Annotated in this window: 26 protein-coding genes; 15 read left to right on the plus strand and 11 right to left on the minus strand. The window is 53.7% G+C overall.

What is annotated here, in order from left to right:
* Positions 1-119 precede the first annotated feature (119 nt).
* The 6 genes from D9980_RS26760 (at position 120) to D9980_RS22820 (ending at position 2,328) form a co-directional block, all read left to right on the plus strand.
* Positions 120-266 (plus strand): hypothetical protein, encoded by a 147-nt coding sequence (locus tag D9980_RS26760; protein ID WP_162304311.1) that lies wholly within the window; start codon positions 120-122, stop codon positions 264-266.
* Positions 267-409: 143 nt separating this feature from the next.
* Complete coding sequence (gene rpsF, locus D9980_RS22800) at positions 410-808, plus strand: 30S ribosomal protein S6 (RefSeq protein WP_004933634.1); 399 nt, start codon at positions 410-412, stop codon at positions 806-808.
* A gap of 8 nt (positions 809-816) precedes the next feature.
* Positions 817-1,134 (plus strand): primosomal replication protein N, encoded by a 318-nt coding sequence (gene priB / locus D9980_RS22805; RefSeq protein ID WP_065684090.1) that lies wholly within the window; start codon positions 817-819, stop codon positions 1,132-1,134.
* 4 nt (positions 1,135-1,138) lie between these two features.
* The gene (gene rpsR / locus D9980_RS22810; protein WP_000135199.1) at positions 1,139-1,366 is read left to right on the plus strand and encodes a 30S ribosomal protein S18; all 228 of its coding nucleotides are present in this window, start codon (positions 1,139-1,141) and stop codon (positions 1,364-1,366) included.
* A gap of 39 nt (positions 1,367-1,405) precedes the next feature.
* Entirely contained in the window at positions 1,406-1,858 is a 453-nt protein-coding gene (gene rplI, locus D9980_RS22815) for a 50S ribosomal protein L9 (protein WP_004933629.1), read from the plus strand.
* A 110-nt stretch (positions 1,859-1,968) separates the two neighbouring features.
* A complete protein-coding gene (locus tag D9980_RS22820; protein ID WP_024483346.1) occupies positions 1,969-2,328 on the plus strand; it encodes a DUF488 domain-containing protein in 360 nt (119 codons plus the stop codon).
* Here D9980_RS22820 and D9980_RS22825 read toward each other — a convergent pair.
* Entirely contained in the window at positions 2,325-2,993 is a 669-nt protein-coding gene (locus D9980_RS22825; protein WP_024483347.1) for an OapA family protein, read from the minus strand. The genes D9980_RS22820 and D9980_RS22825 overlap by 4 nt on opposite strands.
* Before the next feature lie 341 nt (positions 2,994-3,334).
* Between D9980_RS22825 and D9980_RS22830 the strand changes: the two genes are divergently transcribed.
* Complete coding sequence (locus tag D9980_RS22830) at positions 3,335-3,955, plus strand: peptidylprolyl isomerase (protein ID WP_021179017.1); 621 nt, start codon at positions 3,335-3,337, stop codon at positions 3,953-3,955.
* A gap of 44 nt (positions 3,956-3,999) precedes the next feature.
* Here the strand turns inward: D9980_RS22830 and ytfE are convergent, their stop codons facing one another.
* Positions 4,000-4,665 carry an iron-sulfur cluster repair protein YtfE gene (gene ytfE / locus D9980_RS22835; protein WP_024483348.1) on the minus strand — a complete coding sequence of 222 codons (666 nt, stop codon included), beginning with the start codon at positions 4,663-4,665 and terminating at the stop codon, positions 4,000-4,002.
* 120 nt (positions 4,666-4,785) lie between these two features.
* Positions 4,786-6,738 (minus strand): bifunctional 2',3'-cyclic-nucleotide 2'-phosphodiesterase/3'-nucleotidase, encoded by a 1,953-nt coding sequence (locus tag D9980_RS22840; RefSeq protein ID WP_162304312.1) that lies wholly within the window; start codon positions 6,736-6,738, stop codon positions 4,786-4,788.
* Between the two features lie 254 nt (positions 6,739-6,992).
* On the opposite strand from D9980_RS22840, the gene cysQ reads away from it, so the two are divergent.
* On the plus strand, positions 6,993-7,733 hold the full coding sequence (gene cysQ, locus D9980_RS22845) for a 3'(2'),5'-bisphosphate nucleotidase CysQ (protein WP_024483350.1): 741 nt from the start codon (positions 6,993-6,995) through the stop codon (positions 7,731-7,733).
* A 41-nt stretch (positions 7,734-7,774) separates the two neighbouring features.
* Here the strand turns inward: cysQ and D9980_RS22850 are convergent, their stop codons facing one another.
* Positions 7,775-8,326, minus strand: coding sequence for a YtfJ family protein (locus tag D9980_RS22850; RefSeq protein WP_024483351.1), 552 nt, complete (start codon positions 8,324-8,326; stop codon positions 7,775-7,777).
* Positions 8,327-8,656: 330 nt separating this feature from the next.
* On the opposite strand from D9980_RS22850, the gene D9980_RS22855 reads away from it, so the two are divergent.
* A complete protein-coding gene (locus D9980_RS22855) occupies positions 8,657-8,863 on the plus strand; it encodes a DUF1107 domain-containing protein (RefSeq protein ID WP_021179022.1) in 207 nt (68 codons plus the stop codon).
* A 187-nt stretch (positions 8,864-9,050) separates the two neighbouring features.
* Here D9980_RS22855 and D9980_RS22860 read toward each other — a convergent pair whose 3' ends face one another.
* Both D9980_RS22860 and msrA read right to left on the minus strand, forming a co-directional pair.
* Positions 9,051-10,382: a hemolysin family protein gene (locus tag D9980_RS22860; protein WP_065684098.1), complete on the minus strand. Its 1,332-nt coding sequence runs from the start codon at positions 10,380-10,382 to the stop codon at positions 9,051-9,053.
* 175 nt (positions 10,383-10,557) lie between these two features.
* The gene (gene msrA, locus D9980_RS22865; protein WP_121609075.1) at positions 10,558-11,196 is read right to left on the minus strand and encodes a peptide-methionine (S)-S-oxide reductase MsrA; all 639 of its coding nucleotides are present in this window, start codon (positions 11,194-11,196) and stop codon (positions 10,558-10,560) included.
* 284 nt (positions 11,197-11,480) lie between these two features.
* Between msrA and D9980_RS22870 the strand changes: the two genes are divergently transcribed.
* From D9980_RS22870 to D9980_RS22880, 3 genes are read left to right on the plus strand one after another with little or no spacing between them, the layout of a single operon-like run.
* Positions 11,481-13,217 carry an autotransporter assembly complex family protein gene (locus D9980_RS22870; RefSeq protein WP_121608512.1) on the plus strand — a complete coding sequence of 579 codons (1,737 nt, stop codon included), beginning with the start codon at positions 11,481-11,483 and terminating at the stop codon, positions 13,215-13,217.
* On the plus strand, positions 13,214-17,038 hold the full coding sequence (locus tag D9980_RS22875) for a translocation/assembly module TamB domain-containing protein (RefSeq protein ID WP_121608513.1): 3,825 nt from the start codon (positions 13,214-13,216) through the stop codon (positions 17,036-17,038). The genes D9980_RS22870 and D9980_RS22875 overlap by 4 nt, the downstream gene beginning before the upstream one ends.
* 2 nt (positions 17,039-17,040) lie before the next feature.
* Positions 17,041-17,391 (plus strand): gamma-glutamylcyclotransferase, encoded by a 351-nt coding sequence (locus D9980_RS22880; RefSeq protein ID WP_024483355.1) that lies wholly within the window; start codon positions 17,041-17,043, stop codon positions 17,389-17,391.
* Positions 17,392-17,441: 50 nt separating this feature from the next.
* On the opposite strand, the gene ppa is transcribed toward D9980_RS22880, so the two are convergent.
* Positions 17,442-17,969 carry an inorganic diphosphatase gene (gene ppa / locus D9980_RS22885; RefSeq protein WP_024483356.1) on the minus strand — a complete coding sequence of 176 codons (528 nt, stop codon included), beginning with the start codon at positions 17,967-17,969 and terminating at the stop codon, positions 17,442-17,444.
* A 258-nt stretch (positions 17,970-18,227) separates the two neighbouring features.
* Between ppa and D9980_RS22890 the strand changes: the two genes are divergently transcribed.
* A complete protein-coding gene (locus D9980_RS22890; protein ID WP_121608514.1) occupies positions 18,228-19,781 on the plus strand; it encodes a methyl-accepting chemotaxis protein in 1,554 nt (517 codons plus the stop codon).
* A 34-nt stretch (positions 19,782-19,815) separates the two neighbouring features.
* Here the strand turns inward: D9980_RS22890 and fbp are convergent, their stop codons facing one another.
* Positions 19,816-20,820: a class 1 fructose-bisphosphatase gene (fbp, locus tag D9980_RS22895; protein ID WP_029711176.1), complete on the minus strand. Its 1,005-nt coding sequence runs from the start codon at positions 20,818-20,820 to the stop codon at positions 19,816-19,818.
* Positions 20,821-20,990: 170 nt separating this feature from the next.
* On the opposite strand from fbp, the gene mpl reads away from it, so the two are divergent.
* Positions 20,991-22,370: a UDP-N-acetylmuramate:L-alanyl-gamma-D-glutamyl-meso-diaminopimelate ligase gene (gene mpl, locus D9980_RS22900; protein ID WP_121608515.1), complete on the plus strand. Its 1,380-nt coding sequence runs from the start codon at positions 20,991-20,993 to the stop codon at positions 22,368-22,370.
* Positions 22,371-22,583: 213 nt separating this feature from the next.
* Here the strand turns inward: mpl and yhcN (D9980_RS22905) are convergent, their stop codons facing one another.
* The 3 genes from yhcN (D9980_RS22905) to argR form a co-directional block, all read right to left on the minus strand.
* Complete coding sequence (yhcN, locus tag D9980_RS22905; RefSeq protein ID WP_121608516.1) at positions 22,584-22,847, minus strand: peroxide/acid stress response protein YhcN; 264 nt, start codon at positions 22,845-22,847, stop codon at positions 22,584-22,586.
* A 133-nt stretch (positions 22,848-22,980) separates the two neighbouring features.
* Positions 22,981-23,244, minus strand: coding sequence for a peroxide/acid stress response protein YhcN (gene yhcN, locus D9980_RS22910; RefSeq protein WP_024483359.1), 264 nt, complete (start codon positions 23,242-23,244; stop codon positions 22,981-22,983).
* A 403-nt stretch (positions 23,245-23,647) separates the two neighbouring features.
* Entirely contained in the window at positions 23,648-24,118 is a 471-nt protein-coding gene (gene argR, locus D9980_RS22915; RefSeq protein ID WP_021179033.1) for a transcriptional regulator ArgR, read from the minus strand.
* 465 nt (positions 24,119-24,583) lie between these two features.
* Here argR and mdh point away from each other — a divergent pair, with 465 nt between their 5' ends.
* Entirely contained in the window at positions 24,584-25,522 is a 939-nt protein-coding gene (gene mdh, locus D9980_RS22920; RefSeq protein WP_021179035.1) for a malate dehydrogenase, read from the plus strand.
* Positions 25,523-25,542 lie beyond the last annotated feature (20 nt).

Here is a 25,542-nt window from a genome sequence, read left to right on the forward strand (position 1 = left end):
TCATTAAGCAAAAAGTTATTTATCAATATTGAATAACTGCAACCCTTTATCGCTGCGCTTTCTGCGGCGGATAATTTAACTTTAGTCCGATAGTCAGGATTAAATAGGGGGAGATTTTGATGGCCTTATTCAAAAAAAATGATAATGATTTCCAGTGGGCTGATGATTTTGTTGAAGGATTTTTAAAACCTATGGATCGGTATACATCGCTTTTTCTGCCAGCAAATCGTGCTATTTCTCGTGGCCTTACGCATAAACCTCAATAAATCCTACTCAGTCCTTGAGTTCCCCCCCTTGCGCCGGTATGATTACGCGTCATTTTTCAGCCGCACACATACACACGTTCCTTGCTTCCATGGGCCGCGGTTGACCCTGACAGGAGGCTGAATAATCCGTAAGGAGCAATTCGATGCGTCATTACGAAATCGTTTTTATGGTCCATCCTGACCAAAGCGAACAGGTTCCGGGCATGATCGAGCGTTACAGTGCTACCATCACTAACGCGCAAGGTCAGATTCACCGTCTGGAAGACTGGGGCCGCCGTCAACTGGCTTACCCGATCAATAAACTGCACAAAGCCCACTACGTTCTGCTGAACGTTGAAGCTCCGCAGGAAGCGATCGATGAGCTGGAAACTAACTTCCGCTTCAACGACGCCGTTATCCGTAGCATGGTTATGCGCGTTAAGCACGCGGTAACTGAAGCATCTCCGATGGTTAAAGCGAAAGACGAACGTCGTGGCGATCGCCGCGAAGACTTCGCTAACGAAACCGCAGATGATGCAGATGCTGGGGATTCTGAAGAGTAATTGCTGTCGTGACGGCTAATCGTCTGGTGTTGTCTGGCACAGTGTGCAAGACGCCGGTGCGAAAAGTGAGTCCTTCCGGGATACCCCACTGCCAATTTGTGCTTGAGCACCGATCGTCGCAGATGGAAGCCGGATTCAGCAGGCAAGCATGGTGCCGAATGCCCGTGGTTGTCAGCGGACAACAGTCACAAGCTTTAACTCAAAGATTAACGGTCGGCAGTCAGGTTACCGTTCAAGGCTTCGTTAGCTGCCATCAAGGGCGCAACGGGCTGAACAAATTGGTCCTGCATGCCGAGCAGATTGAATTGATAGATTCTGGAGACTAGCCAAATGGCACGTTATTTCCGTCGTCGCAAGTTCTGCCGTTTCACCGCGGAAGGCGTTCAAGAGATTGACTATAAAGACATCGCTACGCTGAAAAACTACATCACTGAAAGTGGTAAAATTGTCCCGAGCCGTATCACCGGTACTCGTGCAAAATATCAGCGCCAGCTGGCCCGTGCTATCAAGCGCGCGCGCTACCTGTCTTTGTTGCCGTACACTGATCGTCATCAGTAATCGGCCACTGTCCATTAACGACTTTGAGAGGATAAGGTAATGCAAGTTATTCTGCTTGATAAAGTAGCAAACCTGGGCAGCCTGGGTGATCAGGTTAACGTTAAAGCGGGTTATGCCCGTAACTTCCTGGTACCACAGGGCAAAGCTGTTCCTGCTACCAAGAAAAACGTAGAGTTCTTCGAAGCACGCCGTGCTGAACTGGAAGCCAAACTGGCTGACGTTCTGGCTGCTGCTGAAGCTCGCGCAACCAAGATCAACGAACTGGGTTCAGTCACCATCGCGTCTAAATCAGGCGACGAAGGTAAACTGTTCGGCTCTATCGGCACCCGCGACATCGCTGACGCAGTTACTGCGGCAGGCGTTGAAGTTGCCAAGAGCGAAGTTCGTCTGCCGAACGGCGTTCTGCGTACCACTGGTGAGCACGAAGTGCACTTCCAGGTACACAGCGACGTGTTCGCACAGCTGAATGTAGTTGTGGTTGCTGAAGCTTAATCGGCTTTAGTACACCAAGTTAAAACGCCAGCCTAGTGCTGGCGTTTTGCTTTTCAGCGCCGGGTAAAACGCGCTACTCTGAGGCCATCTGTTGGCAAGGAGAGGCGAAAATGGCAGAAATTATCTTACAGCGAGTCTACGATTTCAGCGGCCCGGCACCGGAGCACTGCTATCTGACCGACCGGCTATGGCCGCGCGGTGTGAGTAAGGAGAGATTGCAGGGAGTCATCTGGCTTAAGCAGGTGGCACCGGATACGGCGTTACGCCAGTGGTTTCATCAGCATACCGACCAATGGGATGAGTTTGTTGCACTCTATCGCCAACAGTTGGTCGCCAATGAGGCCTGGCAGCCGCTGGTGGCGTTGTTAAAGCGAGGTGAGCCGTTGACCCTGCTGTATGGCAGCAAGGACACACAGCACAACCAGGGGGTTGTACTGCGTGATTTTTTGCTGGACCAGCTTAAAGATTAGCGAACGCGCAGGTAACTGCCATCGTTCTGGCGGCGGAACAGGGCTTCCCTGTTATCCACGGTGGTGACTGAGAGCGCGGTGATCACGCCGTTGGCATTGCGTTCGATACGCACTTCTTGCCCGGCCTTCAGATTGCTGAGTGGCTTATCGTTGCCTTCAACTCGCGCCATGGCAAACACCTCGTTCACCGGCAGGTTGTTGTCACGGAACAGCTGCGCCAGAGTTTGGCCAGCCTGGATCTGATATCGCTGCCAGCTATCGCTTTCGCCTGCCGTTTGTTGGCCATCGTTTTGTAACTGAGCTTGCAACGGTATCTGGTTTTCCTGGCTGGTGACCGGGAACGGACGCGCGTTATCGTCGGAATACGGCCAAAGCAGCGACAGTAGCAGGATAGCACCAAAAATAATCACCCAACGGCGGTGAAAATAGGGCAGCGGTTCCATCCAGTGGAGGCTGTCCGGCAGGTGCCATATTTTCAGCAACAACGCTTTGAGCCTTTGCCCCTTGCCGCTCTGCTGTGGCGGTGGTGAGTCCGGCTCATCTGTGGTTGCTGGCGTTTCCGGTGCCGGGCCAGGCTTCAGGCGTTGGCTCAGGTTCAGCCAGGTGCGCAGCAATGGCTGGTAGACACGGGTGGTTTTCCTTCTCCTGGGCGCGATTCTGCCCATGGTGACCTCTCTTCAACTGCGTAAATTTGTCACTTTACAAAAAGTGTATCGCTGACCCCAGTATACCCTATGGTTTCAAGCCGCAGTGCACTTGTGCACCTTGAGGGGCGAATAGTCTCTGTACTGCGCCACTTCGGTGCCGGCCTTGAGCCGTACCGGGTCTATATCGCTAACTGTTTGAAGCGATTGGTAGCCGAGAGAATAATGACACCAAACGTTAACAGCAGGTTATTGTTTCTTTTTCTACGACAAAAGTCATCATTCTCCACACAAGATTTTACCCGGCTTTGCCGCGCTGTTATGCTGCGCTTTCGACTTTTTACAGACTAAAGGAAAACCCCATGACAACCCCTTCTTTTGATAGCGTTGAAGCGCAAGCAAGTTACGGGATTGGTTTACAGGTCGGTCAGCAACTGCAAGAGTCCGGCCTGCAAGGTTTACAACCAGAAGCTCTGCTGGCTGGCCTGCGTGACGCGCTGGAAGGGAATGCCCCGGCGGTTCCGGTAGATGTGGTCCATCGTGCACTGCGCGAAATCCACGAACGTGCGGATGCTGTACGCCTTGAGCGACAGCAGGCGATGGCCGTTGAAGGCCAGAAGTTCCTGGAAGATAACGCCAAGCGTGACGAAGTGACGCTGACCGAGTCTGGCCTGCAGTTCTCCGTACTGGAGCAGGGCAATGGCCCAATCCCATCACGTCAGGATCGCGTGCGTGTGCATTACACCGGCCGCCTGATCAACGGTGATGTGTTCGACAGCTCCGTTGAACGTGGTCAACCTGCCGAGTTCCCGGTCAGCGGCGTGATCCCAGGCTGGATCGAAGCCCTGACGCTGATGCCGGTTGGCTCCAAGTGGCAGCTGTATATCCCTCACAACCTGGCCTATGGCGAGCGTGGTGCAGGCGCATCCATCCCGCCATTCAGCGCGCTGGTGTTTGACGTTGAGCTGCTCGAAATTCTGTAATCGGCTCTAGTGTTACAGTAAGGGCGCCTCACGGCGCCCTGGTTTTATCTGCCGCTCAGTGCGCGCGGGAACAGCAGGTTGTTCTCCAGATGGATATGCTCCATCAGATCGCTGATAAACGTATTGATACCGTTGTACAGCGCTTGCCAGGTATTACAGGCCCCTTCCGGTGGAGTGACGTTGTTGGTGAGGAATTTCACCACCTCCAACTGTTCGCCAGCCTCATCATGCTCATGTTCCATCACCGAAATCGGCCCTGCCGCCTGTTGCCCCATGCCTTGTTTAATCAGCGGGAACAGGATCTGTTCTTCCTTCATCATGTGATTTTCCAGATCCAGCCGGATCAGGTTTAGCTGCTTGGCCAGCCCGCGTGGGCAGGTGGGCTTGTCGCCGTGGACGCGTTCAACCTTTTCCGCCATCAACACCAGTTCTGACAGCTGTTCGCGGTGGCGTTGGTGGAAGCGTGGCAGGATGTAATCGATGATCTCAGCCAGCGGGGCCAGGCGCCAATCGCGGGTATCCACCGGGTCCGCCGCCAGTGCGGCCAGCTCACTTTCCAACTTATCCAGATCCAGCTCTTTGCGGCTGGCAGCGCGCTCCAGGGTTTGCTTACCCCCGCAGCAGAAGTCCAGATCGTAGTCGCGGAACAGCTTGCTGGCTCGTGGGATTGCAATGGCGAGTGCGCCTAGGGATTGGTTACGGTAATCCATGATGATGCCCCTTTAAAGGAAGAAATTTATAACATGCATTTTAAATGCAATTTAAAGGGTGCGCCATGGTTAAAAAGGGGTAGAACCAAAAAGGCGCGCCGTAACGCGCCTAACGCTCAATTACTTGGCTTTTAGGTCGATCTTATACAACTCAAAGCCGATACTGTCGTTACCCACTGACTTCATCGGGTACTGCGCGTTATCTTTAATAAATGCAGCAGCCTTCTCGCTAGGGGAGGTCTCAAAGCGGATATCCAGCGGCTGTGGGCTGTGGAAGCTCGCCAAACTCCAGTTATTGTCTGCCTGTGGATGCACCGCGCCGTGCTTCTGGGTTTCTTCGCTGATGTAGGCCGCTAATACCGCGCGGTTCTCATCCGGTGAAGCAAAGGCGATATGCTTATCGCCCGTTCCGGCAAACTTGCCGCCGTAGGCACGATAGTTGTTGGTCGCAACCAGGAACTGGGCGTCAGGATCGATCGGCTTGCCTTTGTAGGTCAGCTGCTTGATACGTTCTGCCTGGTCATTGATCAACGCGCACTCTCCGTCGTAACGCGCCGGTTGGCTGACGTCAATCTGATAATTGACGCCGTCGATCACGTCGAAATTATAGGTGCGGAAACCGTCCCAATTGATCAGCCCTTGCGGTTTGCTGCTATTAACGTCAATTTGGTTGAACTGCCCGGCGGAGCACTCCAGCCACTCTTTCACTTCCTTACCGCTGGCTTTAACCACCACCAGGGTATTGGGGTAGAGATAGAGATCGGCGGCATTGCGGAAGGTGAGCTGGCCTTTTTCCACCTCGACAAAGCTGGCGGGATCGTTCTTGCGGCCACCTACTTTGAACGGTGCAGCAGCGGCCAATACCGGCAGATCGGCCAGATCCGGATCGCCTTGAATATAGTGCTCAACGTAGGCTCTTTGCGCATTGTTGACGATCTGCACGGTAGGATCGTCCTGGATCAGGGCCAGATAGCTGTACATATTGCCGTCGGACTTGCCGATAGGCTTGCTGACGAACTCACGCGTTCCGTTATGATCTTCCTCTAACACCTTGATCAATGCGGGATCTTCTGTTGCCAACGAACGCTTGTTCTCTTTGTCATAAACCGGTCTGGCTTGCGCCTTCGCTGCGATAACCTTCCAATTTCCTCCATCGTTATTCAATTGCAGATCCACGATGCCGAGATGATCGCCCCATTGGCCGGGCATCACTGCAGGCACGCCGTTCAGCAAACCTTTATCGATATCCGCGCCTTTGATATTGGCGAAGTCCTTGCTGGGGAACACTGCGTGCGCATGGCCGAACATGATGGCATCGATGCCTGGAACCTGGCTGAGGTAGTACACCGAGTTTTCCGCCATGGCTTTATAGGGGTCGCTGGAAAGGCCAGAGTGGGGGATCGCGACGACCAGATCGGCCCCTTGTTGACGCATTTCCGGTACGTAGCGTTTGGCGGTTTCGGTGATGTCGTTGACGGTCACTTTCCCCTGCAGGTTGGCTTTGTCCCACACCAGGATCTGCGGCGGCACAAAGCCGATATAGCCGATACGTAAAGTATGAGCTTTGCCATCACGGTCTTTTACCGGGGTATCGACAATAATATAGGGAGTGAACAACGGTTTTTGCGTGGTGGCATCAATAACGTTGGCGTTGACGTAGGGGAATTTGGCTCCGGCCAGGGCATTCTTCAGGTAGTCGAGCCCGTAGTTGAACTCGTGATTACCGATATTGCCCACAACATAATCCAGGGTATTCATCGCCTTGTAGACCGGGTGCAGGTCGCCGGGTTTCAAGCCCTTGGCAGCCATATAGTCAGCCATTGGGCTGCCCTGGATGACGTCACCGTTATCGACCAGTACGCTGTTGGTCACCTGCTGGCGAGCGTGTTGGATCAGGCTGGCGGTGCGCACCAGGCCGAATTTATCGGTGGGCTTATCCTTGTAATAGTCGAAGTCCATCATATTGCCGTGTAGGTCGCTGGTTTCCAGCACGCGCAGGTCAACCGTGGCTGCCTGCGTTGAGGCGCAGACCAGCAGGGCCAGGGCAGATAGTCCCAAAGGGCGCTTGATCATGGTTATCTCCATTGGATTATTCTTCGAGGGGCATCTCAAGGGGGTATGTAATTACCACTACCTCTCTCAGTAAACTGTGAAGTCTGGCATAAATTGGCCGAATGTAACCTACCGATATGCAAAGTTGTGACGGAGAAGACTTGAATAAATACCGCAGCTTAGCGAGTTGAGATGGATATTCCGCCAAAAAAAAACTAGGCTGCAAGCTATAGAAAGGGGAAATGTCCCATGGAACTTAATGTCTGAGGTGCACTATGTTGGAGCAGATTTGCCAGCTGTCCCGCGAAGCGGGTACGGCGATCATGGCGGTATATCATGGTGAACAACCGCTTGATGTGGCACAGAAAAAAGATGATTCACCGGTGACCGCCGCGGATTTGGCCGCGCACCATATTATCAAGCGGGGTCTGGCGGCACTGACGCCGGAGATCCCACTGCTGTCAGAGGAAGACCCTCCCGCCTGGGAAGTCCGCCGCAACTGGACGCGTTACTGGCTGGTCGATCCGCTGGACGGTACCAAAGAGTTTTTAAATCGTAACGGTGAGTTCACGGTCAATATCGCGCTGATCGAAGAGGGTGAGGCGGTAATGGGAGTGGTCTACGCTCCGGCGATGGACGTGCTGTATCTGGCTGAACGCGGCAAAGCCTGGAAGGAAGAAGGGGGCCGACGTCGTGAGATTAGCGTCAGTAATGCCGAGCTACCGTTGGTGGTGGTCAGCCGCTCTCATAGCGATGAGGAATTACAGGATTACCTGCAACAGTTGGGCGAACACCAAACCATCTCGGTAGGCTCATCACTGAAGTTCTGCCTGGTGGCGGAAGGGCGGGCGCAGCTTTACCCACGGTTTGGGCCAACCAATATCTGGGATACGGCGGCAGGGCACGCGGTAGCTGTTGCTGCCGGGGCTCAGATCCACGATTGGCAGGGCAAGCCGCTGTTATACACCCCGCGTGAGTCTTTCCTGAACCCTGGCTTTAGGGTTTCTCTGTTTTAGGCAGCGCCCCGCTCATCGCCCTGCGGGACGCCGTTTAAGCGCTATTTCAGCAACTGGTGCAGCATCTCCATCACCTGCTGCACCTCTTGCGGCGTCAGTGCGCCATCTTTGGCAAACTGGATCTTGCCTTCTTTGTCTAGCACCACTATTGCCGAGCCTTTTGGTTGCAGGTCCCAAGCTTTTTTGACGTTGCCATTACTGTCGACAATGAACTGCGACCAAGGGAATTCTTTCTTGCTGTCTTCAATACTGTTACGCACAAAGATGGCGGTGCCGATGATGGCGTCGTCGGTGTTGACGATGGTCGTCGTTTGGTAACGATCGTGCGGTAGCTTAGCGGTCTTGATGGCTTCAATCAGCGGATCGTTGAGCTCTTTGGCCGAAGTGCGGCCAGCAATATGCTGCACCACTCGCACTTTTCCACCAAGCTGCGCGCTATTCCAACCTTTGTAGCTAAACTTATTATCAACATAGTCCAACTCGCCCTTATCGCTGACGCCGATCGGTGCCACGCGTTGGTGGAGTTGAAGGTTGTGAGCAGAGGCCAACATCGGGGCCAACAGCAGCGATATTATCAGCATGCTATTTTTCATGCATTCTCCTGCAGAGGGAAATAAGTCTCAATATGACTCAAGGTGATTAAAGCATAGGTGCTCATCCGAGGTCTGTCCTGTTAACCGGATCGCAGTTTTTCCTTCTGGGGGCAATCACGCGATTTTTGAATGGATATACTGCAAAGGTTATAAATAGGTATACACAATTCTGTCAGAAAGTGTAAATCCAGGATAGAAATCCAGGCAGAGTTGAACGAAATAGGCTTTACTCAGTCTACTAGAAAGCAATCAAGTTGCGCTCCGAATGTCGAGGTGGCCACTTTGGCCGCTCGCTGAGCGCATGGATCCAACGGGAGGAGAGTAACAACTATGAGAATCTTCCAGCGTTATAACCCACTGAAAGTGGCTACGTATGTAAAAACCCTGTTCCGGGGGCGGCTGTACATCAAGGATGTGGGGGCGTTCGAATTCGACAAGGGGAAAATCCTGTTGCCGAAGGTTCGTGACAAGCGCCACTTCAACGTGATGTCAGAAGTTAACCGGCAGGTGTTGTTGCTACAGGCCGAAATGGGCTAAAGCGCGATACCCGTCGCCTTTCAAGCCGCAGCGTTGTTACCTGCACTTGTTAACCCCAGTCACTTACAATAGTAAGCTCCTGGGGATGAACAAGCTTGTCGCCTAGCTGCGACTTGAAATTCTTAGGGTAATTGTAGAGCCACCTGCAAAGCAAAAGTAACTGCGGCCCCGAAGGGGCCGTTAATGTTTATGCCTGAGGCGTTTCGTCGGGGGCTTTTGGTAGCACAGTGATCGGTTTGTCGACCAGCCTGGTGACCAATAGCTGATCAATTTTGTAGCTGTCGATATCGACCACTTCAAACTTGTACCCGGCATATTTCACAAAGTCGGTACGTTTCGGGATCTTGCGCAGCATGTACATCATGAAGCCGCCGATGGTTTCGTAGTTGCCAGCCTGTGGGAACTCATCGATATGCAGTACACGCATCACGTCTTCGATTGGCGTCCCACCTTCAATCAGCCACGAGTTCTCATCACGCGTCACGATCTGCTCTTCCTGACCTTGGCCGACCAGGTCGCCCATCAGCGTGGTCATCACATCGTTCAGCGTAATAATCCCGACCACCAAAGCATATTCATTGAGGATCACCGCAAAGTCTTCACCGGCGGTTTTAAAGCTTTCCAGCGCTTCTGACAGGGTCAGGGTATCCGGCACGATCAGCGCCGAGCGGATCTGCACGCCGCTGCTCAGTACCAGGCTCTGGTTGCCCAAAACGCGGTTCAGCAGGTCTTTGGAGTCAACATAACCAACGACCTGATCGATATGGCCGTCGCACACCAGGAACTTGGAATGCGGATGAGTGGAGATCTTTTCTTTAATACTGTCTTCACTTTCGCGCAGGTCGAAGTAAATCACGCTTTCGCGGGACGTCATCGAAGAGGGCACGGTACGCGATTCCAACTCGAAGACGTTTTCAATCAGCTCATGTTCCTGTTTGCGCAGTACCCCGGCCAGCGCGCCGGCTTCCACCACCGCGTAAATATCTTCGGAGGTGATGTCGTCTTTACGCATCATCGGTAGCTTGAACATGCGGAAAATCAGGTTGGCCATGCCGTTGAAGAACCAGACCAGCGGGCGGAACAGCATGATCGAGAAACGCATCGGGTTGATGATCCGGACGGCAACCGTCTCTGGTGCAATCATACCGATGCGCTTCGGGGTTAAATCCGCGAACAGGATGAACATACTGGTCACCATCACGAACGAGCACATAAAGCTTACCTGCTCGGAAATCTCGGGTGACAGGAAGCGGTCGAAAATCAATTTGAAACTAGGGGAGAAGGCGGCATCGCCGACGATCCCGCCGAGGATGGCTACGGCGTTGAGGCCGATTTGCACCACGGTAAAGAAGAGGCCAGGGGTTTCCTGCAGCTTAAGGACTCTGGCGGCATTGATGTTGCCTTCGTCAGCCATCAGTTTGAGTTTGATCTTGCGTGACGCAGCCAGAGAGATTTCTGAAAGCGAGAAAAACGCACTCACTGCGATCAGAAAAAGAATCAGTAAAATACTGTTTAACATAGTCTATCCATTCGTACCGACGGGATGTCGGCGATCTTTCGGAGGGGTCATACCGTTTAAAAAGGTGGATCCAAGGGGCGTTATATCACGCGCCCACAAAAGCGGGCCGCAAACGCGGCCCAACACAGTATAGCAGTTGCCCCGTGAGGGCCGCCAGTGGTTAAAAATTAACAGTTTAACCCTGTGGAGGCAGGCAAACCCCAATGCCGCCCAGGCCACAATAGCCGCCTGGATTCTTATGCAGGTATTGCTGGTGGTCATCTTCTGCATAGTAGAAAGGCAGTGCCGGTGCGATTTCGGTGGTGATGGTGCGTTGATCGCCCGCTTTATCCATCGCCTGTTGGAACGCTTGCAGGCTTTGCTCCGCTTCGGCCTGTTGTTCTGCATCCAGGTAGTAAATAGCAGAGCGGTATTGGGTACCGATATCTCCGCCCTGGCGCATGCCCTGCGCAGGATCGTGGTTTTCCCAGAAGACCTGTAACAGCTGGCGGTAGCTGATGACCTGCGGGTCAAACACTACGCGTACCACTTCGGCATGACCAGTCTGGCCGCTGCATACCTCGCGATAGGTTGGATTTGGCGTATAGCCACCGCTATAGCCTGCGGCAGTGCTATAAATCCCTGGCTGTTGCCAAAACAGGCGTTCAACGCCCCAAAAGCAGCCCATGCCAAAGATGGCCGTTGCCATCCCCTCGGGCACGAAGGTCATGGAATGGCCGGTCACCTCGTTAAGCGTAGCGACGGGCATCGGCGTAGTACGGCCAGGAAGCGCACTCGCCTTATCGATGTTTTGAGACTTATCAAAAGATTGCACCACGTTTGACTCCTGTTGCCATAATAAGAATTAGCCTAATAGGAACGCGTGTCAGTTGTAACTGGCCGCTTCTTTGCCCACAATAAGCCCTATCTAAGGTTTATGTATCAGCTTAACGCAGTATTTTGAGCGCCAAAAGCTAAGAATGCGTCTTGTTTTCGGTAACGGTCGATGCCGTATGGGCAACGTCTGGGATCTAAAGGTAAGGGGGGCAGTCTGATAGCACCGCCCCAGCACCAGAGCAAAGGTACTGACAGGACAGAAAAATCAATTAAGGAGCACCTGTGCCACGATATCGTGTCCTTTGCGTGTTATGTGCGCTATTCGTTACGCCGTCGGTGTTAGCGGCGAATGTGCGGCTGCAGGTTGACGGCCTGAGTGGGGATTTGGAGCGCAACGTTCGTGTGCGCCTTTCAGCGATCACGCCGGAAGAGGTTAATGCCGAGGGGCGTTTTCGCGCTCGAGTGGATGCTGCCATCCGCCTGGGGTTGCGGCCGTTGGGCTATTATCAGCCTACGATTGAATTCACCTTTGATGATAACCCGAAGCTTTCGCGTCCGGTATTGATCGCCAAGGTCGATCCGGGTGAACCGGTGCGTATTGCAGGTGTGGATATCCAGCTGCAAGGCGGGGCCAGAACCGACGAAGATTATCTGAATCTGGTCAGAACCGATCGGCCAACGGTTGGCGAGATCCTCAACCATGGCCAGTTCGACAGTTTTAAAAGTTCGCTGACCAACCTGGCGCTGCGTAAAGGCTATTTTGATGCTCAAATGCTCAAGAGCCAACTTGGCGTGGCGGAAGAGTTGCATAAGGCGTTCTGGGACATAGATTTCGACAGCGGTGAGCGCTATCACTTCGGTAAAGTGATTTTCAAGGGCTCGCAAATCCGCGAGGACTATCTGCAAAATCTGCTTCCCTTCCATCAGGGGGATTATTACAGTTCGAACGATCTTGCCGAGCTGAACCGCCGTTTATCCGCCACTAACTGGTTCAACTCGGTGGTGGTGTCTCCAGACTTTACCGACTCTAAAGAGAGCAAGATCCTGCCGCTAGATGCGGTGGTGACGCCGCGTAGCAGCAATATCGTGGAGCTAGGTGGCGGTTTTTCTACCGACATTGGTCCACGGGTGCTAGGAACCTGGAGAAAGCCCTGGCTGAACGATCGTGGCCACAGCCTGGTAACCGCTGCCAGTATCTCTCAGCCGGAGCAGCAGTTGGATCTGACCTATAAAATCCCATTGCTACGCAACCCGCTAGAACAGTATTACCTGTTACAGGGCGGTTTCAAACGTACCGATCTGAACGACACCCAATCTGACAGTACCAAGATCGTGGCTTCGCGTAACTGGGATCTCTCCAGCGGCTGGCAACATGCGGTGAACCTCAGTTGGCGTCTGGACCACTTTACCCAGGGTTCTGTCACCAATACCACCATGCTGCTTTATCCTGGGGTGACCGTGAATCGAACGCGTTCACGGGGAGGCCTGATGCCTGTGTGGGGTGACAGCCAGCGCTATTCCATCGACGTGTCGGATACTACCTGGGGCTCCGGGGTGGACTTTGCGCTATTGCAGGCACAAAACGTCTGGATCCGTAGCTTGGGGGAGAAAAACCGCTTTGTGGTCCGTGGTCAGGTTGGCTGGATCGAAACCAACGATTTTGACAAAGTGCCGCCGGATTTACGCTTCTTCGCCGGTGGCGATCGCAGTATCCGTGGTTATAAATTCCAGGGCATTTCCCCGCGGGGAGATGACGGCAAACTGACCGGTGCCTCTAAAATGGTGACGGGTTCGCTGGAGTATCAATATAACGTCACTGGCCGCTGGTGGGGGGCGATGTTTGTGGATTCCGGGCAGGCGGTCAATAAATTCTCAGACAGCAATTTCAAGACCGGTGCGGGCGTTGGCGTGCGCTGGCAATCGCCGGTAGGGCCGGTGAAACTGGATATCGCCGCGCCGGTTGGGGATCAAGAAACCCACGGCCTACAGTTTTATATCGGTTTGGGGCCTGAACTATGAGCCTGATAAAAAAGATTTGTCTGGGATTTTTGATCCTGCTGTTGCTGCTGATCGGCACGTTGGCGTTTCTGCTTGGCACCACGACCGGCTTGCATATGGTGATCAACGGGGCTGCCCGCTGGGTACCCGGGTTGGAAATTGCGGCGGTCAGTGGTGGCTGGCGCGATCTGACCCTGAAAGGTGTGAAGTATCAGATGCCGGGTGTGGCAGTTAACGCCGGGCAGTTCCATCTCTCGCTAGATCTCTCCTGTTTTAAACGCAGTTCATTGTGCGTCAATGCGCTGACCGCACGGGATGTTGATGTGGTGGTGAAAACCGCCGAAATGGCGCCTTCTGCGCCGGTTGAGGAAAGCAACGAGCCGATCGGCGATCTCAGCACGCCTTATCCCATTACCCTGCGTAAGCTGGCGTTGAATAACGTCAAGGTTACCGTGGACGATACGGCGATCTCGTTGGGAGAATTCAGCACTGGCGCACAGTGGCAGGAACGTGCATTGACGTTGATGCCAACTACGGTGCGCGCTTTGCTGATCGCGTTGCCAAAAACGCCGGTGAATCCTTTGCCGGAGGCACTGCAGCCCGCAGCGGAGAAAGTGGCAGACAAGGTGGCAGAGAAAACGACGGTTGCGCCAGCATTGGTGCCACCGCCAGCGGAAGAGCAACCGTTGGGCGAAACTCTGAAGGCGTTGTTTGCCAAACCGCTGCTGCCGGATCTGCCAGAAATTCGCCTGCCGCTGGATATTACCGTTGAGGAAATCAACGGCGAGCAGCTACATCTGACCGGGGACACTGAGGTGTCGATCACCCGCTTGCAGCTGCAGGCCAGCACCAAAGATCAGCACATTCAGCTGGATCGTTTTGACGTGAGATCGCCGCAAGGCATGCTTTCCGCCAAAGGGCAGGCAACGCTGACCGGCAGTTGGCCGGTGGAAATGGTGGCCAACAGCACGCTGAATATCGATCCGCTGAAAGGCGAGAAGGCGAAGCTGAATGTGTCTGGTGGGCTGCGTGAAGAGCTGAAAGTGGCGCTTAACCTGTCTGGCCCCGTTGGTGCGCAGCTGGATGTGCAAACCCAGTTGGCAGAGGTGGGTTTACCCTTGGCGCTGACACTGCAAAGCAAACAGCTGAAATGGCCGCTGACTGGCGAGCCACAGTATCAGGTCAATGACTTCCGCCTGCGCTTTAACGGCAAGGCCGCAGATTATGCGCTCTCTACCCGCGCCAATTTCAAAGGCCAGGATCTGCCACCGGCTGTGCTACAGCTGGATGGTAAAGGTAATCTTGAACAGTTCAGACTCGAGCGCCTGCGGTTGGTTGCGCTGGAGGGGAACACCGATCTGACGGCGCTGGTGGACTGGAGCAAAGCGATCAGTTGGACATCACAGCTGACGCTTTCAGGCATTAATACCGCCAAGCAATGGCCGGAATGGCCAGCGCGTTTGGAAGGGAAAATCACCACCCGTGGCAGCCTGCACGGCGGCAGTTGGCAATTACAGGTGCCGGTGCTGCAGCTCGATGGCAATGTGAAACAAAACAAGGTATCGGCGCGCGGTTCCCTGCGTGGCAATGCGGCCGGGCAGTGGACGATCCCGGGTATCGATCTGGCGTTGGGGCGCAATACGCTCAACATTAAAGGCCAGTTGGATGAGAAAAGCTGGGTGCTGGATGCCAATGTTGATGCGGCGCATCTCGACGGCGCCTTGCCGGGCCTTGCTGGAAATGTCCGCGGGCAGTTGAAGCTGCGCGGGAATTTGCAGGCACCACAGCTGTTGGCAGATCTTACCGCGACAGGCTTGCAATGGCAGGCGCTGCACATCAATCGGGTGAAGGTCAACGGCGATGTCCGTTCCAGCGATCAGATCCAGGGGCAACTGGCGGTACGGGTTGAACAGCTCAAACAGGACGCGCTGCAGGTCAATTTGTTGACGTTGGATGCCAGAGGCAGCGAGCGCCAACATCGGCTGCAATTGAACATCGATGGCAAGCCAGTCTCCGGGCAGTTGGCCCTGGAGGGCAGCTTTGATCGTCAGCAACAACGCTGGCGAGGCAACCTGAACAACACTCATTTTGATACACCGGTGGGGGAATGGCGTCTTAGCCGTGCCATCGCGTTGGATTACCTGAATACGCAACAGAAAATCAGCGTAGGGCCGCATTGCTGGGTGAACCCGAATGCCGAGCTGTGCGTACCTAGAACCATCGAGGCGGGGGCCAGCGGCCAGGCTAGCGTGGTACTCAACCGCTTCGACCTGGCAATGATCAAACCGTTCCTGGGGCCGGATACCGCCATGAACGGGGTCTTTACTGGCCGAGCTGACGTAAGTTGGCAACCGGGGGGCGCATTGCCACAGGCGAAGGTTTCACTGGTTGGCAAAGGAGTAAAAGTGGTGCAGCAGGTGCAGGGCGCCGCATTGCCGATCGCCTTTGACACGCTAAACCTCAATGCGGGCCTGAACAATGGCCGGGCACAGGCAGACTGGCTGATCAAACTGACTAATAACGGGCAGTTTAACGGTAACGTTCAGATTGCCGATCCGCAGGTACGTCGTACCATCAGCGGCAACGTCAATATCACCAATGTGTCGCTGGCGCTGCTTAACCCGATACTGACGCAGGGCGAGAAAGCCGCGGGGCTGCTGAATGCCAACCTGCAATTAGGCGGCAATGCGCAGAACCCGCTGGTGTTTGGCCGTCTGGCGCTGGATAAGGTGGCGATCGTTGGCCACTGGATGCCGTTCGATATGACCGAAGGCCGCCTGGCGCTGAACTTCAACGGGATGACTTCGACCCTGGAAGGATTGCTGGCGACCACGCATGGGCAGCTCAATCTGTCCGGGGATGCCGACTGGCGGGATATCAATGCCTGGCGTGCACGTATTGCAGCCAAGGGCGATCGGCTGCGGGTGACCCTGCCGCCAATGGTCCGTATTGATGTTTCACCAGATGTGGTGTTCGAAGCCACACCGCAGCTGTTCTCACTCAATGGTAGCGTAGGTATCCCTTGGGCGCGCATCACGGTGCAGGAGCTGCCAGAAAGCGCAGTCGGAGTTTCTCCTGATGAAGTGATGTTGAATAACCAGCTCAAGCCGATCCAACCGGCGACGGCAGGGATCCCAATCAACAGCAATCTGACGATCCGCGTGGGTAACGACGTGCGTCTGGATGCATTTGGCCTGAAAGCCAGATTGCGTGGCGATCTGCGTGTGGCACAGGACCAGAATGGTCTGGGAGTACATGGCCAGATTAATATTCCATCGGGGCGTTTCCATGCGTATGGCCAGGATCTGCTCGTGCGTAAAGGCCAACTGATATTCTCTGGGCCACCAGATCAACCGCTGCTGAATATTGAGGCGATCCGTAATCCGGATGCTACGGAAAATGACGTGACCGCTGGTGTCCGCGTGACCGGCATGGCCGATGCGCCAAGGCTTGAGGTGTTCTCCGATCCGGCCATGTCTCAGCAAGAAGCGCTGTCTTACCTGCTGCGTGGCCAGGGATTAGGGGCTGGCGGTGCTGATGGCAACGCCATGACCTCAATGTTAATTGGTATGGGGGTTGCACAAAGTGGTCAACTTGTGGGTAAAATCGGCGAGGCGTTTGGCGTAAGTAATCTGGCCCTTGATACCGAGGGAGTTGGCGACAGCTCTCAGGTAGTGGTGAGCGGCTATGTCCTCCCTGGCTTACAAGTAAAATATGGGGTGGGGATCTTCGACTCATTGGCCACGCTGACGTTGCGATACCGCCTGATGCCTAGGTTGTATCTGGAAGCGGTGTCTGGTCTAGACCAGGCACTGGATGTGCTCTATCAGTTTGAGTTTTAGCTATGCGAATAATTGTCTACGGCAGTTTACGACGCAAACAGGGAAACAGCCATTGGATGACCAACGCCCAATGGTTGGGTGAACATGAGTTAGAAGGCTACCAGCTTTATAATCTGGGGCACTACCCGGCGGCGATCCCTGGAGAGGGCACGGTACACTGCGAAGTGTATCGTATTAACTCATCGATTCTGGCCGAGCTGGACGAGTTGAAAAGCAATACCAAAGACTACAAGCGCGAGCTGATCCGTACGCCTTATGGCAGTGCGTGGATCTACCTGTATAGACACAGCGTGGACGGTTTCCCGCGGATTGAAAGCGGTGACTGGCTCAAGCGTCTTGACGAAAAGCAGTAAAAAAAACACCGCTCATCTGGGCGGTGTTTTTTTATCAGTTCGGGCGAGAATTACTTCTTGGCGCGCTCGAAAGAGGCAACGATCTCAGCTTTGGCTGCAGCAGCGTCTGCCCAACCATCCACTTTTACCCACTTGCCTTTTTCCAGATCTTTGTAGTGTTCAAAGAAGTGGGTGATCTGCGCTTTCAGCAGTTCTGGCAGGTCGTTCACATCTTTAATGTGATCGTACTCTTTGGTCAGTTTGCTGTGCGGTACGGCAACCAGTTTCGCATCTTCACCGGCTTCGTCGGTCATTTTCAGCACGCCAACTGGGCGGCAGCGGATCACTGAGCCTGGTTGCAGTGGGTATGGGGTTGGCACCAACACGTCTACCGGATCACCATCCAGTGACAGAGTGTGGTTGATGTAACCGTAGTTGCACGGGTAGAACATCGCCGTGGACATGAAACGGTCAACGAACAGCGAGCCGGTTTCTTTGTCGATTTCGTATTTGATTGGATCGGCGTTAGCCGGGATTTCGATAACTACGTAGATGTCTTCTGGCAGGTCTTTGCCAGCAGGGACCAGGTTCAAGCTCATGTCGGTTTCCTTTAATCAAACCAGAAATGGAGTGGCGGCTATTATAGCGGAGTCTTTTGTGATTTCCCGTCCTTTTCATCATTGAGCTGCTGCCTGGCCGATAACAGCACCTTTTCCAGATTAATCCCTCATTGATTGAAGTTTACTCCCCGGCTGCCGATAACTTCCTCAAATAATAACGGTCCAGCAGCTAGCTGACCCTGCCTTCTTGCCTCCTCTACATCTGAAGCTACTTTTTTCTAAAGCCGGGAAACACTCATGTTAAAGAAGATCACCGTTAAGGCCGGGCTGATTGCCCTGTTGAGCCTGATGACGTTGCTGTTGATTGTTGTCAGCATCATCGGGGTTAAAGCCATTAACGACGGAACACGTTCGCTACAGACTCTGAACCAGATCCTGGGGGAAGAGCTGGGTTCGTTGGCCAACAGCTCCAACCTGGCGCTACGGGCCAGAACGGCTGCCTCGCTTGCAGTACGCCAGCGCGAGATTGGTCAGATTGAGGTTGCTGACGCCTCGGTGGGGCGCATTTATGGCTATCTGGAACAGTCGAAAAAGGAAATGGCGCGCTTTGTCGACGTGGGAACGGTGACCGAACGAGGTCGCCAATTCTCAATGCGGATGCAGGCGAGCTATCGCGCCTATCTGGAGCAAGGCATTGCGCCCATGGCGGCGGCGATAAAGGCGGGGAAGTTGGATGACTATTACGCCATTCAAGAAAATCATATCTCTAAGTTGAGCATTGCTTTTGAAGCCGATCTTAGTGAATTCCGCGCGTTTGCCATGGAGATTGGCCAGCAGCATGCGCGTGAGGCAGAAAGTAATGCCAGCACCAAGATTATCCTGATCGTTGCGGCTGGGCTACTCAGCATGTTACTGGCGGTGCTGGCCTGGTTTGCTATGCGTGTGATCTTGCTGCGCCCGTTAGATGAGTCGATCGTCCAATTGGAGCATATCGCCGCCGGGGATCTGACCCACGAAATTAGCGGTGAAGGTGATACCGAAATGGGGCGCCTGGTAAGCGCCATGCAGCGTATGCAGCAATCGCTGGTGATGTCGGTCAGTAAAGTCCGCGATGCCAGCAGCCAGATCGACACCGGCTCCCGTGAGTTGGCTGCGGGTAACGTTCATCTGGCGCAGCGTACGGAGGAATCGGCCGCTTCGCTTGAGCAAACCGCCGCCAGTATGGAGCAGTTGACCTCTACGGTGAAAATGAATGCTGAAAACTGCGAACAGGCCAACCAGTTGGCACTGAGCGTCTCCGATATTGCCGAGCAGGGCAGTGACGTGGTCAGCCAGGTGATGAGCAAGATGCAGGCCATTACCGACAGCTCCCGACGCATCGCCGATATCATCAGCGTGATGGACGGTATCTCCTTCCAGACCAATATCCTGGCGCTCAACGCGGCGGTAGAGGCGGCACGTGCCGGTGAGCAAGGCCGTGGTTTTGCCGTGGTGGCCGGTGAGGTACGCAACCTGGCCCAACGTAGTGCGCAATCGGCCAAAGAGATCAAAGGGCTGATCGAAGTTTCACAACACCGTGTGCGGGAAGGTGAACAGATGGCGGCTACGGCGGCGAAGACCATGAACGGAATAACGGGCGAAGTCGGGCGCGTCACGGCGCTGATGCGTGAAATCTCGGCGGCCACTCGCGAACAAAGCAGTGGTATCGAGCAGGTTAACCTGGCGGTAGTACAAATGGATCAGGTGGCACAGCAGAATGCGGCGCTGGTGGAAGAGTCTGCGGCAGCAACGCGCTCTTTGGAAGAGCAGGCGCAGCTATTGGCACAGAGTATGGCTGTGTTCAAACTGTGATGTGAAGGGGCGGCATGCCGCCCCTTTTATAGCGTTACTGGTCTGGGAAATCAGCAATAAAGCGTTCGGCGTCTTCTACCATCGATTTGGTTCCGACGAAGAATGGCGCACGCTGGTGCAGTTGTTGCGGCACGATATCCAGAATGCGGTTTTTGCCATCGCTGGCTTTACCCCCGGCCTGTTCAGCCAGGAACGCCATCGGGTTGCATTCATACAGCAGACGCAGCTTGCCCTGTGGGTGGCTGGCGGTGCTTGGGTAGATATAGATGCCACCTTTGAGCAGGTTACGGTGGAAGTCGGCAACCAGTGAACCGATATAGCGTGAGGTATAAGGGCGCTGGGTGGCTTCATCCTGCTCTTGGCAGTATTTGATGTATTTCTTCACCCCGAGCGGGAACTTGATGTAGTTACCTTCGTTGATGGAATACATATTGGCTTTTTCCGGGAAGCGCACTTTCTCGTGGGAGAGGCAGAACACCCCTAGCGACGGATCGTAGGTGAAGGCATGTACGCCATAACCGGTGGTGTATACCAGCATGGTGGAAGAGCCATAAACTACATAACCGGCCGCTACCTGTGCATGGCCAGGCTGCAGGAAATCTTCTTCGGTGACTGGCGTGCCAATCGGAGTGATGCGGCGATAGATAGAGAAGATCGTCCCGACCGAGACGTTCACATCAATGTTGGACGAGCCGTCCAACGGATCCATTAGCACCACATACTTGCCATTCTCAGCTCGCTCGCCGTCGAAAATCACGATCTCGTCTTCTTCTTCCGACGCGATGCCCGCAACTTCACCACGAGCCTTCAACGCTGCTTTCAGCTTTTCGTTCGCGAACAGGTCCAGCTTCATCTGAACTTCGCCCTGAACGTTGGAAATGCCGTTAGTCCCCAAGATATCAACTAAACCCGCCTTGTTGATATCACGGTGAATGATCTTGGCACCCAGTTTGATGGCAGAAAGCAATGAGGTCAGCTCACCGGTGGCGTGAGAGAAGTCGTGTTGTTTCTCGACGATAAATTCGCCTAACGTTTTCATGACACAATCCCTGAATCTACGGATGGATAGCGGCTTGTTAACATACCGCCAACGTTTTCGTCAGCAGTGTAGCCCAAAGCAACTTGCGATTCATAGGCAAATCCATTTCTTCTGAGCGATTCTGAGCGCTAGAATAGGCAGTAAATCGTTGCACTAAAATGAGAGACCTAATGCGCATACATATTCTTGGGATCTGTGGCACCTTTATGGGTGGGCTAGCCATGTTGGCTCGTTCACTGGGGCATGAGGTGACCGGTTCAGATGCCAACGTCTATCCTCCTATGAGCACCTTACTGGAAAAGCAGGGGATCGATCTGATCCAGGGTTACGATCCTGCCCAGTTGGATCCGGCTCCGGATCTGGTGATTATCGGCAATGCCATGAGCCGTGGTAATCCATGCGTAGAAGCGGTGCTGGAGCAGAGCATTCCTTACATGTCTGGCCCCCAGTGGCTGCATGATTATGTCCTGCGCGATCGCTGGGTGCTGGCGGTAGCGGGAACACATGGTAAAACCACTACCGCCGGGATGGCGACCTGGATCCTGGAAGCCTGCGGCTATCAGCCGGGCTTTGTGATCGGCGGCGTACCGGGCAATTTTGATGTCTCGGCCCGTCTTGGCGGCAGCCCGTTCTTTGTCATCGAAGCCGATGAGTATGACTGTGCCTTCTTCGACAAACGCTCCAAGTTCGTTCATTACTGCCCGCGCACGTTGATCATGAACAACCTCGAGTTCGATCATGCCGACATCTTTGACGATCTGAAAGCCATTCAGAAGCAGTTCCACCACCTGGTACGCCTGGTGCCGGGCCAAGGCAAGATTATCCTGCCGGAAAACGACACCCATCTGAAACAGGTGATGGCGATGGGATGCTGGAGCGAACAGGAATGGGTCGGGGAAGGGGGCGCGTGGCGCGCACACAAACTGACGACGGATGCCAGCCATTACGAAGTGTTCCTCAACGGCGAGAAGGTAGGGGAGGTTAACTGGTCGCTTGTGGGCGAACACAACATGCATAACGGCCTGATGGCGATCGCCGCCACCCGCCATGTTGGCGTACAGCCAGCCGATGCCTGCCGGGCACTGGGTGACTTTATCAATGCTCGCCGCCGTCTGGAATTGCGTGGTGAAGCCAACGGCGTCACGGTGTATGACGACTTTGCTCATCATCCGACAGCCATTCTGGCTACCTTGGCGGCGCTGCGTGGCAAAGTGGGCGGCACCGCACGTATCCTGGCCGTGCTGGAGCCTCGCTCAAATACCATGAAAATGGGGATCAGCAAAAACGATTTGGCACCTTCACTTGGCCGTGCCGACGAAGTGTTCCTGTTCCAGCCTCACCACATCCCGTGGCAGGTAGCGGAAGTTGCCGAAGCTTGCGTCCAGCCCGCGCACTGGAGTGCCGATCTGGATACGCTGGTGGAGATGATTGTGAAAACCGCGCAGCCGGGTGACCATATTCTGGTGATGAGCAACGGCGGGTTTGGCGGCATTCATGACAAACTGCTGGCAGGCCTGGCTAACAAGGCCGAACCGAAAGAAACCTACTAGCGTTTAGTTAAACAGGCGTCGCGTGCGGCGCTTGTTCCAATACCAAGGCCGCTGATGCGGCCTTTTTTATACCCATAAAAAAGCCCTCGCGTGCGAGGGCAATGGGGGTCGTCGGATAGGACGACGACAATTTCCGAGGATATAACGTTTACCTGAGAACTCGGCAGTGGCAGTGACGAGGGTAGTCAGTTCAGTAAGCGCGACCTCGGTGTTTTACTTGTAGATTTCAGCCGTTGCGTGCCAGTTGCCATTTTCATAGGCTTCGATCACGCGGTAGGCTTTGGCCCCTTGCTGGTCCGCTTTATCAGACAGCGCCTGACGGATATCAGAAGGTGCGCCACCCACGCCGCTAGCGGTAATGGTGCCGACAGACTGCAGATTGCTGGCTTGGGCATCAGTGACCAGGTTAGCCGCAGAAACACCGAAAGAAACGGCAGACAGCAGGCTAAGTGCAACGAGAGTAGTTTTCATGTTCATGATACTTGGATCCTTAATCGTTCAGAGATAACGGCCTGGAAGGGCTTTACAGCGTTTTTTATACTTGAAGGCCGTTATCTAGTTGGTTTTTTACCAGAGAGTTGTCGTGCAATGCTCACATAACATCTTGTACTTACTTGTAAATCTCGGCGGTAGCGTGGTAGTTGCCTTCGTTACGAGCTTCGATCACGCGGTAAGCAGTCGCGCCTTGGGCATCGGCTTTGGCAGACAGTGCCTGACGGATATCAGAAGGTGCTGCACCGACGCCGCTCACGGTGATGGTACCGGCAGACTGCAGTTTTTCAGCCTGTGAAGCATCAACGGATTGTGCTGCGAATGCACCGAAAGACAGCATGGACAGTAGGCTAATTGTTGCTACGGTAGTTTTAATTTTCATGATTTATCCTCTTCGTATTCTTTTATCAGTTCCAATGAACTGTGATTTACGTCACGAAAATGAGTATACATCTAGTAACGGCAAAAATTAATAGCTGACTAACAGTTTCTAGTGAAACTTTATTGGGGTGGCCGTTACTTTTAATAACCTAATGGAATAAAAAACGGCGATAAAATACACTTTTGATGTTAAATTTTTGTAATTTCAATGAGCTAAGTGCTTTTGACTAAAAGTGCGGAAGCTTCCAGTCACTATCACCAGTCACCCAGAAATGTCATTGAAATGTGCTGCAGGTCGGCTTTTTGGCAGTTTTAAACGTGGTAGGCAGTGCGGAAGAAGTAAATGAAGGGTTAATAAAGGATGCACAGCCCGCGACGGAGCGCCGCAGGCTGCGCTGAATGCATCAAAGTTCCTGTTCGAACAAGGAGAGAATGGCTTCAAACAGTTGGCGTGCAGTAAATGAACTGGCCGGAGTGACAAAAATAGTGTCGTCACCGGCAATGGTGCCCAGGATCCCTTCGGATTTGCCCAGTGAGTCCAACAGACGGGCAATCAGCTGCGCCGCACCTGGGCTGGTATGGATCACCACCACCGCGTCGTTATGGTCCACGTCCAGCACCAGATTCTTGAGCGGGCTGGTGGTGGTTGGGACACCGAGTTCGGCCGGGAGGCAGTACACCATCTCCATTTTTGCATTACGCGTGCGTACCGCCCCGAACTTGGTCAGCATGCGTGATACCTTGGACTGGTTAATGTTCTCGAAGCCTTCTTCTTGCAGCGCCAAAACGATCTCGCCCTGAGAACTGAATTTTTCTTCTTTCAATAACGCCTTAAACGCCTTGATCAGATCTTCCTGCTTTGCGGGATTACGCATTTTGCACCGTGGAATGTTGGTAATAGAGCTGATTATTATGCATATAAATGCATTTTTATGCAATATGGGGGCCGTCTGGAAAATCAAAAATGCCCAGACAGAAAGGCAAGAGCGCGATTTTAACAAAATCCGTTGCTCATGAATATGCCCTTTCGGTGCGGGAAGCGAGTCAGCTCTCCGGTAACGAAAATGTTATTAAAATGATGTTGTTCTGATGTTACGTAAGGGTGTAATGTAACCGCCGGTTAACGCGATCGTGAAAAGCTTGGCACTATTTTCGATTAGTGTGCGCTATGCCCTTAATGCATAAGCTATTTACTTTAAAATGCTCGCAACATCGGCCATTTTATTGCGCCAGATCTAAAACCGACTGTTAAGAGGTTGTTTTTAAAGGCGTGATAAATTAAGGTCCGTGACCAAAGAATTCACGGCGCTTTTATATTTAAGACAATAAAGGAGTATAGGATGAAAGTTGCAGTTCTCGGTGCTGCTGGCGGTATTGGCCAGGCCCTCGCCCTTCTACTCAAGACCCAGCTTCCTTCAGGTTCTGAACTCTCCCTCTACGACATTGCCCCTGTTACCCCAGGCGTTGCCGTTGACTTAAGCCACATCCCAACCGCAGTTAAAATCAAAGGCTTCAGTGGCGAAGATGCAACTCCTGCGTTGCACGGTGCGGACGTGGTGCTGATTTCTGCTGGCGTTGCGCGTAAACCAGGGATGGATCGTTCCGATCTGTTCAACGTTAACGCTGGCATCGTACGCAACCTGATTGAGCAAGTGGCTAAAACCTGCCCGAAAGCCTGCATCGGTATCATCACCAACCCGGTGAATACCACGGTGGCCATTGCGGCAGAAGTGTTGAAGAAAGCGGGTGTGTACGACAAAAACAAACTGTTTGGTATCACATCGCTGGACATCATCCGTTCCAACACCTTCGTCGCGGAACTGAAAGGCAAACAACCGGAAGAGCTGAACGTACCGGTGATTGGCGGCCACTCAGGCGTGACCATCTTGCCTCTGCTGTCGCAGATCCCAGGCGTAAGCTTTAGCGATCAGGAAGTGGCTGACTTGACCAAACGTATCCAGAATGCGGGTACCGAAGTGGTTGAAGCCAAAGCCGGTGGCGGTTCTGCAACCCTGTCTATGGGCCAGGCTGCTGCACGTTTTGGCCTGTCTCTGGTACGTGCGCTGAGCGGTGAGAAAGGCGTAGTGGAATGTGCCTATGTTGAAGGGGATGGCAAATATGCCCGCTTCTTTGCACAGCCGCTGCTACTGGGTAAAAACGGTATCGAAGAGCGTAAAGACATCGGTACCCTGAGTGCCTTCGAGCAAAAAGCGTTGAGCGAAATGCTGGACGTGCTGCACAAAGATATCGAACTGGGTGAGAAGTTTATCAACAACTGATCCCTCAGTATGTGATGTTT

The sequence above is a fragment of the Serratia sp. 3ACOL1 genome, assembly GCF_003668775.1.
Taxonomy (GTDB): Bacteria; Pseudomonadota; Gammaproteobacteria; order Enterobacterales; family Enterobacteriaceae; genus Chania; species Chania fonticola.